Source organism: Exiguobacterium sp. SH5S4, assembly GCF_004337045.1.
GTDB lineage: Bacteria > Bacillota > Bacilli > Exiguobacteriales > Exiguobacteriaceae > Exiguobacterium > Exiguobacterium aurantiacum_A.
In genome coordinates, this window is record NZ_SJUQ01000021.1 from 45,559 (window position 1) to 54,167 (window position 8,609).

10 protein-coding genes, 10 tRNA genes and 1 rRNA gene are annotated in these 8,609 nt (G+C 52.4%); 20 read left to right on the forward strand and 1 reads right to left on the reverse strand.

The genetic code is table 11. The features are described from left to right. The first annotated feature begins 17 nt into the window (after positions 1-17). Positions 18-335, forward strand: coding sequence for a hypothetical protein (locus EVJ32_RS11860; RefSeq protein WP_131458586.1), 318 nt, complete (start codon positions 18-20; stop codon positions 333-335). 36 nt (positions 336-371) lie between these two features. Here the strand turns inward: EVJ32_RS11860 and EVJ32_RS11865 are convergent, their stop codons facing one another. Then, the gene (locus tag EVJ32_RS11865) at positions 372-1,097 is read right to left on the reverse strand and encodes a rhomboid family intramembrane serine protease (protein ID WP_131458587.1); all 726 of its coding nucleotides are present in this window, start codon (positions 1,095-1,097) and stop codon (positions 372-374) included. 63 nt (positions 1,098-1,160) lie between these two features. Between EVJ32_RS11865 and acpS the strand changes: the two genes are divergently transcribed. From acpS to EVJ32_RS11960, 19 genes are all read left to right on the forward strand, one after another. Beyond that, positions 1,161-1,538 (forward strand): holo-ACP synthase, encoded by a 378-nt coding sequence (gene acpS / locus EVJ32_RS11870; RefSeq protein ID WP_131458588.1) that lies wholly within the window; start codon positions 1,161-1,163, stop codon positions 1,536-1,538. Further along, the gene (gene alr / locus EVJ32_RS11875; protein ID WP_131458589.1) at positions 1,516-2,592 is read left to right on the forward strand and encodes an alanine racemase; all 1,077 of its coding nucleotides are present in this window, start codon (positions 1,516-1,518) and stop codon (positions 2,590-2,592) included. The genes acpS and alr overlap by 23 nt, the downstream gene beginning before the upstream one ends. Before the next feature lie 129 nt (positions 2,593-2,721). Then, positions 2,722-3,000 (forward strand): hypothetical protein, encoded by a 279-nt coding sequence (locus EVJ32_RS11880; protein ID WP_131458590.1) that lies wholly within the window; start codon positions 2,722-2,724, stop codon positions 2,998-3,000. Positions 3,001-3,005: 5 nt separating this feature from the next. Next, on the forward strand, positions 3,006-3,356 hold the full coding sequence (locus EVJ32_RS11885) for a type II toxin-antitoxin system PemK/MazF family toxin (protein ID WP_016510516.1): 351 nt from the start codon (positions 3,006-3,008) through the stop codon (positions 3,354-3,356). Between the two features lie 140 nt (positions 3,357-3,496). Further along, positions 3,497-3,823, forward strand: a complete 327-nt coding sequence (locus EVJ32_RS11890; protein ID WP_016510528.1) for an STAS domain-containing protein — start codon at positions 3,497-3,499, stop codon at positions 3,821-3,823. After that, entirely contained in the window at positions 3,820-4,296 is a 477-nt protein-coding gene (gene rsbW / locus EVJ32_RS11895) for an anti-sigma B factor RsbW (RefSeq protein WP_016510521.1), read from the forward strand. Before EVJ32_RS11890 ends, rsbW begins: the two co-directional genes overlap by 4 nt. Continuing rightward, entirely contained in the window at positions 4,262-5,062 is an 801-nt protein-coding gene (gene sigB / locus EVJ32_RS11900; RefSeq protein ID WP_016510526.1) for an RNA polymerase sigma factor SigB, read from the forward strand. The genes rsbW and sigB overlap by 35 nt, the downstream gene beginning before the upstream one ends. Positions 5,063-5,128: 66 nt before the next feature. Continuing rightward, complete coding sequence (locus EVJ32_RS11905) at positions 5,129-7,267, forward strand: Tex family protein (RefSeq protein WP_236639518.1); 2,139 nt, start codon at positions 5,129-5,131, stop codon at positions 7,265-7,267. 222 nt (positions 7,268-7,489) lie between these two features. Continuing rightward, a tRNA-Asn gene (locus EVJ32_RS11910) sits at positions 7,490-7,564 on the forward strand. 9 nt (positions 7,565-7,573) lie between these two features. Further along, positions 7,574-7,665, forward strand: a tRNA-Ser gene (locus EVJ32_RS11915). A 32-nt stretch (positions 7,666-7,697) separates the two neighbouring features. Next, positions 7,698-7,772, forward strand: a tRNA-Glu gene (locus EVJ32_RS11920). Positions 7,773-7,776: 4 nt separating this feature from the next. Further along, positions 7,777-7,852, forward strand: a tRNA-Val gene (locus tag EVJ32_RS11925). 23 nt (positions 7,853-7,875) lie between these two features. Further along, positions 7,876-7,951, forward strand: a tRNA-Asp gene (locus EVJ32_RS11930). 7 nt (positions 7,952-7,958) lie between these two features. Beyond that, positions 7,959-8,030: transfer RNA gene (locus EVJ32_RS11935), tRNA-Gln, on the forward strand. Positions 8,031-8,039: 9 nt separating this feature from the next. Continuing rightward, positions 8,040-8,115, forward strand: a tRNA-Lys gene (locus EVJ32_RS11940). A 29-nt stretch (positions 8,116-8,144) separates the two neighbouring features. After that, positions 8,145-8,232: transfer RNA gene (locus EVJ32_RS11945), tRNA-Leu, on the forward strand. Between the two features lies 1 nt (position 8,233). After that, positions 8,234-8,310, forward strand: a tRNA-Arg gene (locus tag EVJ32_RS11950). Positions 8,311-8,320: 10 nt separating this feature from the next. After that, a tRNA-Ile gene (locus tag EVJ32_RS11955) sits at positions 8,321-8,397 on the forward strand. A gap of 101 nt (positions 8,398-8,498) precedes the next feature. Next, a 16S ribosomal RNA gene (locus EVJ32_RS11960) occupies positions 8,499-8,609 on the forward strand; the annotation flags it as partial.

An 8,609-nucleotide genomic window follows, 5' to 3' on the forward strand; every position in this document is an offset into this window, starting at 1 on the left:
TAGGGGAGGATTTTTTTATGAACAAGAACTACTTCTGGATGGGTTTGGCGGCAGGTGCCATCATCGGTGCCAGCGCATCGCTGCTCCACAAAGAGACACGCGATCAGCAGATCAAACAGCTTAAAGGGATGAAAGCACGACTCAAGTCGACGGACACGTCGACGCAATCACACTCGGTCGGGCTCCAAGCCTCATCGAAAAGCAGCTTGAAAGATCGCGTCATGGACTTGAAGGCGTTGTACGAAGAAAACCAAGATACGATCCAAAACCTCGTCGAAGACGTCAAAGACTTGGTCGACGCGCTCCAAGACGCACGTCATAAAAACCAGATCTAACTCAAATGGCCAAGCGCTGAGCGCTTGGCCATTTTTTCATAAGAACTGTGCCAACAAGCCGAAAACGGCGAGCCCGATAATGACGTAGAAAATCCATTTACTGTTGCTCGAATGGACGACGGGCGGAGCGTACTTCCGCTGCTTGTACTTCCCGTAACGGAGCGGACGCGAGTAAGGCACCGTGAATCGAGAGAGCGGGATCGCGAGCAAGAACCCGGCCAAGAAGCCGTACACGTGTCCCCAAAGTGACACGTTCGCTCCGATGAGCGTGAACACGGCGCTGATGGCGACGAAGATATAGACGAGTCTGGCGTCCTGACTGTAGATGAGCGTACGGCGGAAGCGGCCGATGAACACGTAGAAGCCGAGAATCGCTAAAATCGCACCGGAAGCACCGGCTTGCAAGTAGAACAGTTCACTCACCGTGAAGAACGTCAGCAAGTTGGCGAGCGCACCCGCCACGATATAGAACACGGCGAACTTCACATGACCGACCATGCGTTCCATGGCGGGTCCGAAAATGATGAGCGCGAACGAGTTGAACAGCAAATGACCGAGATCTAAGTGAATGAAGTTGGCTGTCACAAGACGGTACCACTCGCCTTGGGCGAGCGCGAGATGGAACGACCCTCCGAGCGCGACGATACGGAGGTCGGGCACTAAAGAACCGATGACAAACACGAGCAGTTGGATTACAATGAACAGCGTTACGAGCGGATACGCCCGTACGAACGTTTGAACATTCTCAGTACGACTAAACATAGCATCACCTCTTTTCTTAATTGTATAAGGAAACGAGTGAAAAAGGAAAGGAGCGAGTGTCCTATGATTGCGGGAATCGGAATCGATATCGTCGAGCTAGAACGGATCGCTCGCTCGATCGAACAACCTCGCTTTATAAATCGGTTGCTGACAGAGGCAGAGCGCGGGTTTGCCCTCACGTATTCAGACGAACGCCGAATCGAGTTCGTCGCCGGACGGTTCGCGGCGAAAGAAGCCTACGCGAAAGCGGTCGGGACGGGCATCGCCCGCGGCTTGTCGTGGCAACAGATCGAAGTATTGCCCGACGAGACGGGACGCCCGCATATGACGGCGCCTCACCCGGGCCGGATTCATGTAAGCATTAGCCATAGCGAACGGTACGCCATCGCACAAGTCATCATTGAAGAGGGGGATCACCATGTTTCGTCCAAGTTGGATTGAAATCGACCGGGCGGCGATCGCCCACAACATCATCGAAATCAAAAAACGTATCCCGCAAGCGCTCATGGCGGTCGTAAAAGCGAACGCCTATGGGCACGGGGCCGTCGAGGTCGCGAACATCGCACTCGCGAACGGGGCGACGATGCTTGGAGTCGCCTTGCTCGAAGAAGCAATCGAGCTTCGAGACGCCGGTATCACCGCCCCGATTCTCGTCATGGAAGCACAGTTCCCGGAATACGCCGGAGTCGCGGCCGAGCATGATGTGACGCTCTCCGTGTTCTCGGCCGACTGGTTACGTGAGGCGAGCACGTATGTGACCAACCGTCCGCTCACCGTCCACGTCAAAATCGACACGGGCATGGGACGTCTCGGCTTGCGGACACGGGCCGAACTTGACGCACTTCTCGACGCAGCCGACGACCGCTTTGACGTCGAAGGGATTTATACACACTTCGCGACGGCCGACGAACCGGACAGCCCGCTCTATTACGAGCAACAAAAGCGGTTCAGTCAGTTGATCGACGGACTCATCCCGCGCTTCCGCTACATTCATACATCGAACTCGGCCGGGGCGATCCGGATGGCAGGAGAAGATGTTCCCTATAACCTTGTCCGTGTCGGCATCGCGCTGTACGGGTTATACCCATCGAGCGAGATGGCGTCGTCGTATGCGTTCTTGAAACCGGCGTTTACATTGAAGAGTCGACTCATGCAAGTGAAGACGCTTGAAGCCGGACAGACGGTCAGCTACGGTGCGACGTACACGACGACGGCCGAAGAATGGATTGGGACGGTACCGGTCGGTTATGCCGACGGCTGGATTCGCAAGGCAAGCGGCTTCGAAGTCGACGTCGAGGGCGTTCGCTGCCCGATCGTCGGACGGGTCTGCATGGACCGGTTCATGATCCGCCTTCCGCACGAGTTCCCGGTCGGCACCGTTGTCACATTAATCGGCGGTCCGGTCGCCATCGATGAACTCGCGGCGCACCTCGGGACCATCAATTACGAGGTCGTTTGTCAATTGACGAGCCGGTTGCCACGGCGCTACGTGTAAATCATAAAGCGTGTGAAATTATCTGAATTCTTTCGTGAAATCTCTATATTTTCCCATTCTTGCGTGTTATATTGATAAAGAACGCGGGAAAAATTCCGCCAATCACCGAAACGATTCTGGAGGTGCAAGATGTTGAAACAGCGAACTGCGGGTTCTTTAGTATCCGTTCCAAATCGGTTCTCGCAGCATGTGAGTCCGATTTCGATGAAAGATCGTGAATCACTGTCATTGAACGATGTAGTGACGTACTTGTCCAAGGAAATTGCTGATCGACAACAAGCACTGCGTGAAGAATTGGCGAAAGGCTATCAAGAGATGGCCGCGTTTAATTTGAATATGGCAGAAGAGATGCTGATGATTGAGACGGAAGCCGAACATGCTCTCTTACGTCAAGTAAGCGGGGTGTGAGCGGAGTGATCGTAAAGCGTGGTGACGTGTTTTATGCGAATCTGTCGCCCGTAGTCGGTTCAGAGCAAGGTGGAGTTCGTCCGGTTCTCGTCATTCAAAACGATATCGGCAATCGCTTTAGCCCGACCGTCATTGTCGCTGCGATTACGGCTCAGATCCAGAAAGCAAAACTGCCGACTCATGTGGAAGTATATCAAGTCAAGCACGGCCTCGAACGAGACTCCGTGATTTTGCTTGAACAGATTCGAACGATTGATAAGCGTCGTCTGACGGATAAAGTCACTCATCTCGATGATGAGACGATGCACAAAGTTGACCGAGCGCTAGAGATCAGTATGGGATTAATCCCGCTCTAGCTTACATATAACTAAACCGGTACATGGGTATCGGTTTTTTTTCAAAAAAATCGATAAAAGTGGGTTTAAATCCTGAAATAAGGGAATTGTTATTAATTGTACTCAATTTTTCTATGCGTAACATTAGGAGGGAATATACAATGGATTTAGCGATTCGCGAGCAAGTCATTGGAGAACAATTACACCTTTACGTTTCTGGAGAGGTAGACACATATACCGCACCAAAATTGAAAGAAGTCTTGCACCCGGCGATTACGGAACAAGATGTTATCGTTCATTTGGATGAAGTCGACTATATGGACTCAACAGGTCTCGGCGTCTTCGTCGGCGCACTTAAAATTGCCAAACGTAACGAGAAAGAGTTGTCGCTCGTCGGCGTTACCGATCGCGTCAACCGTCTCTTTGAATTGACAGGCCTAGACAAGTTATTGTCGATCAATACAAACGTAAGAGGTGGCACGAAATGAGTAACATCGAACAGACGGTGATGACGTTCCCGGCCAAACCGGAATATGTCGGGGTGGTCCGTTTAGTCGTCTCAGGAATCGCTAACCGTATGGGATATACGTATGATGAGATCGAGGACATTAAAATCGCGGTCTCGGAAGCATGTGGCAACGCTGTTCAGCACGCTTATGAAGACCAAGATGGTGAAGTGAAGCTCACGTGCGGTGTCCACGACGACCGCCTCGAGATGACGATCGAAGACTCGGGCAAGACGTTCGCGGACGACGTGAAACGCCAAGCAGCTCCGGTCGAGGAGACGGCGGAAATCGAATCGCTTCACGAAGGAGGACTCGGTCTTTTCCTCATTGAAGCGTTAATGGATAACGTCTCGATCAACAAGGACAACGGTGTCAAAGTGACAATGACGAAACTCCTTAACAGGGACGAGGTGGATCAGAGTGCCAGCAAAATCTCAACAACGCCATCACAGTGATGATGAAGTATTAGAGTGGATTGAGCGCTATCAACAGGACGATCAAAACGAAGAAGTCCAGATGCTCCTCATCAACCGATACTCAGACCTTGTTGAAGCGCTCGCTCGGAAATTCTCGCGTGGCCGGGCCATTCATGATGATCTCGTGCAAGTCGGGATGATCGGGTTGCTCGCCGCACTTCGCCGTTTCGACCCGGAGTTCGGACGCAGTTTCGAATCGTTCGCCGTTCCAACAATCATTGGTGAAATCAAGCGTTTCATCCGTGACAAGACGTGGAGCGTCCACGTACCGCGCCGGATCAAGGAGCTTGGACCGAAAATCAAGAAGACGGTCGAAGAGCTGACGACAGAACTTCAACGGTCACCGCGCATCGATGAGATCGCCGACTACCTTGGCGTTTCCGATGAAGAAATTCTCGAAACGCTCGAAATGGGCAAAAGCTACCAAGCGCTCTCGGTCGACAGTTCGATCGAAGCGGACAATGAAGGTAGCACGGTCACACTGCTCGACCTCGTCGGCAGCCAAGAGCGTGGGTATGAGTCGGTCGACCAGCGCCTCATTCTCGAAAAGGCGTTCAGCGTCTTGAATGAGCGGGAACAAGCGATTTTAGAATGTGCTTACTATAAAAACATGAGTCAAAAAGAGACGGGTGAACTCCTCGGAATTTCCCAAATGCACGTGTCACGTCTACAGCGACGCGCGCTCGAGAAATTGCGTGAGGCCATCAAAGTCCCACTCAACGAAGTATTCTCAAACGATGACTAAACGGTCATCGTTTTTTTGTCGTCTTCTACAGAGTTTGCTACACTTCAATAGAGAAGAGAAAAGGAAGTGATTCGATTGATTACGAAGATTGCGAACGAATTAAAGCTGAAGACGAGTCAAATCGAGACGGTACAACAACTTGCGTCGGACGGAGCGACGATCCCGTTCATGGCCCGCTACCGAAAAGAGATGACGGGGAATTTGGACGAAGTGGAGATCAAAGCGATCCTCGACTCACTCCAATATGAAGAGAGTCTCCAAAAACGGAAAACAGACGTCCTCGCAAAGCTCGAAGAACTCGAGAAGGCAACGCCGGAACTGACGCGAGCCATCGAGGTCGCGACGAGTCTCCAACAAGTCGACGACATCTACTTGCCGTATCGTCCGAAGCGCCGGACGAAAGCCGAGCAAGGACGAGAGAAAGGGCTGCAGCCGCTCGCGGACTGGTTCCGGGAAGCATCTGCTTATTCGATACAACAAGCGGAGGGACTCACGGGTGAACTGGCGCTAGAAGAGGCGCTTCCGTTCGTGCAAGCAATCATCGGGGAAGAGTGGGGGGAAGAGGCAGCTCTCCGGCAGACGCTACGGACGAAAGTGCGGAACGAGGCGCTCCTCCGTTCACAAAAGAAAAAGACGGCAGAAGACGAGAAAGAAGTGTTCGCCCAGTATTACGACTACGAGGAGAAAGTAGTCGGCATCGTGCCGCACCGTATCCTCGCGTTGAACCGGGGCGAGCGGACCGACGTGCTCCAAGTGAAGCTTGTCTTTGACGAGACGTTGTTCTTGAAACGAGCACTCAGTAAGTTCGATCGTCTTCCGACCGAGAAACGGGATGTTGTGACGCTCGCTATAAAGGATGCGTTTAAGAAATCGGTCTTCCCGGCCATCGAACGCGAAATCCGCAGTTCATTGACCGAGACGGCTGAAGAACAAGCCATCGACGTATTCGCAAAGAACTTGAAGCAGCTCTATATGCAGCCGCCACTCCGTGAAGTCGTCGTGCTCGGCATCGACCCGGCCTACCGGACCGGCTGCAAGTGGGCTGTCGTCAACGAGACCGGGAAAGTTGAAGAAGTTGGCGTGTTCTATCCGACGGCGCCGAAGCATGACGTGGCCGGTTCGGAAAAAGTACTCTCATCTCTCATCAAACGCTATCCGATCTCTGTCATCGTCATCGGCAACGGGACCGCTTCACGTGAGACCGAGCAATTTGTCTCGAACTGGCTGAAGACGGCCGAGCGTGAGGTCGCGTACGCGATCGTCAATGAAGCCGGGGCCAGCGTGTACTCGGCTTCCGAGATTGCGCGATCTGAGTTCCCGGAGTTGAAAGTCGAAGAACGTTCGGCTGTATCGATCGCCCGCCGGATCCAAGATGCGATGGCCGAGCTTGTGAAAGTCGACCCGCAATCAGTCGGGGTCGGACAGTACCAGCACGATGTCAGTCAAAACAAATTGAAAGGCTCACTCGAGTTCGTCGTCGAGAGCGTCGTCAACATGGTCGGTGTCGATGTGAACCGGGCTTCCGAGTCACTGCTCACTTATGTATCGGGTCTCAATAAGACGACGGCAAAAAATATCGTCGTGTATCGTGATGAGTTTGGTCGTTTCAATACGCGGAAAGAAATTAAGAAAGTGCCGCGGCTTGGGGCGAAGGCGTATGAACAAGCAGCTGGCTTCCTTCGCATCACGAACGGGAGCGATGTACTCGACCAAACTGAGATTCACCCAGAGAGTTACAAGTTGGCGTTGTCTCTATTGAAAGAACTCGGTGTCTCGAAAGCGGCGGTCGGTACGGCCGAGTTGCGAGATCGGTTGAAATCGGTCGACGCACGAGTGCTCAGCGAAACGCTTGAGGCGGGACTGCCGACGGTCGAAGACATCTTGAAGTCGCTCGCCAAACCGGGCCGTGACCCACGTGAGGATATTCAAAAGCCGCTCTTACGGACGGATGTCATGAACTTAGAAGACTTGCAGGTCGGGATGGAGTTTCAAGGGACTGTCCGCAACGTCATCGACTTCGGGGCGTTCGTCGATATCGGGGTCAAGCAGGACGGGCTCGTCCACATCTCGAAGCTGTCGAACCGTTACGTCAAGCATCCACTCGACGTGGTCGCGGTCGGGGACATCGTTACCGTCTGGATCGAGCAAGTCGATGCCAACCGGGGCCGGATCAGCCTGACGATGCTAGAGCCCAAAAAACAATAAATCGATATTTAGGTAAGAAGAAAGTCGGAGTTGAGCAAAGTGGTTTCATTTTGCTCAACTTTTTTTATTGAAAAGTGTTGACGGTCGTTTTTGACCGTGATATCTTATAGGAGTCGCCAAGAGCGCGGCATGAAAAATTAAAGCTTTTCTAAAAAAGTGATTGACACGTTTCGGGTTTGCGGTTACAATTTAAATCGTTACTTTGAAAAATTCAAGCAACGTTCCGCAATAGCTCAGTGGTAGAGCAACCGGCTGTTAACCGGTAGGTCGTAGGTTCAAATCCTACTTGCGGAGCCATTTTATTTTGGAGACGTACCCAAGCGGCTATAAGGGGCTCCCCTGCTAAGGGAGTAGGCTGGGAAACCGGTGCGAGGGTTCGAATCCCTCCGTCTCCGCCATTTACTTTTTAGAAAACACCAATTAAACAAATGGCCCGTTGGTCAAGCGGTTAAGACACCGCCCTTTCACGGCGGTAACACGGGTTCGATTCCCGTACGGGTCACCATTTTGGAGGATTAGCTCAGCTGGGAGAGCACCTGCCTTACAAGCAGGGGGTCGGCGGTTCGATCCCGTCATCCTCCACCATTTCAAATTTAAGCGCGTATACTGGTCTTGTGGTGTAGGGGTCAACATGCCTGCCTGTCACGCAGGAGATCGCGGGTTCAAATCCCGTCAAGACCGCCATTTACGTTGGGCTGTAGCCAAGTGGTAAGGCATTGGATTTTGATTCCAACATGCGAAGGTTCGATCCCTTCCAGCCCAGCTTATATTTGAGCCATTAGCTCAGTTGGTAGAGCATCTGACTTTTAATCAGAGGGTCGCAGGTTCGAGCCCTGCATGGCTCACCATTTTTATTCCTCGTAACATTTAATACGCTGCGGTCGTGGCGGAATCGGTAGACGCGCTAGGTTGAGGGCCTAGTGGTGGTTAACACCGTGGAGGTTCAAGTCCTCTCGACCGCACCATGCACCCTTAGCTCAGCTGGATAGAGCGTTAGACTACGAATCTAAAGGCCGGGAGTTCGAATCTCTCAGGGTGCACCATTTTCATTATGGGCCTATAGCTCAGCCGGTTAGAGCGCACGCCTGATAAGCGTGAGGTCGGTGGTTCGAGTCCACTTAGGCCCACCATCTTAACTGACGAACTTTGAAAACTGAACGATGAGGCAAAAAAAGTTTTACAAGTTTTGATTGAAGCGCAAGCTTCGTCATTTTCAAGAGCTATATCAAATTCTTTGGAGAGTTTGATCCTGGCTCAGGACGAACGCTGGCGGCGTGCCTAATACATGCAAGTCGAGCGCAGGAAATCGACGGAACCCTCCGGGGGGAAGTCGGCGGAATGA

What these genes read in the sequence shown, in the direction of transcription:
- alr (WP_131458589.1), top strand. Translation starts at nt 1,516, where the DNA reads ATGTTTCGTCCAAGTTGGATTGAAATCGACCGGGCGGCGATCGCCCAC.
- acpS (WP_131458588.1), top strand. Translation starts at nt 1,161, where the DNA reads ATGATTGCGGGAATCGGAATCGATATCGTCGAGCTAGAACGGATCGCT.
- EVJ32_RS11890 (WP_016510528.1), top strand. Translation starts at nt 3,497, where the DNA reads ATGGATTTAGCGATTCGCGAGCAAGTCATTGGAGAACAATTACACCTT.
- rsbW (WP_016510521.1), top strand. Translation starts at nt 3,820, where the DNA reads ATGAGTAACATCGAACAGACGGTGATGACGTTCCCGGCCAAACCGGAA.
- EVJ32_RS11860 (WP_131458586.1), top strand. Translation starts at nt 18, where the DNA reads ATGAACAAGAACTACTTCTGGATGGGTTTGGCGGCAGGTGCCATCATC.
- EVJ32_RS11865 (WP_131458587.1), bottom strand. Translation starts at nt 1,097, where the DNA reads ATGTTTAGTCGTACTGAGAATGTTCAAACGTTCGTACGGGCGTATCCG.
- EVJ32_RS11880 (WP_131458590.1), top strand. Translation starts at nt 2,722, where the DNA reads ATGTTGAAACAGCGAACTGCGGGTTCTTTAGTATCCGTTCCAAATCGG.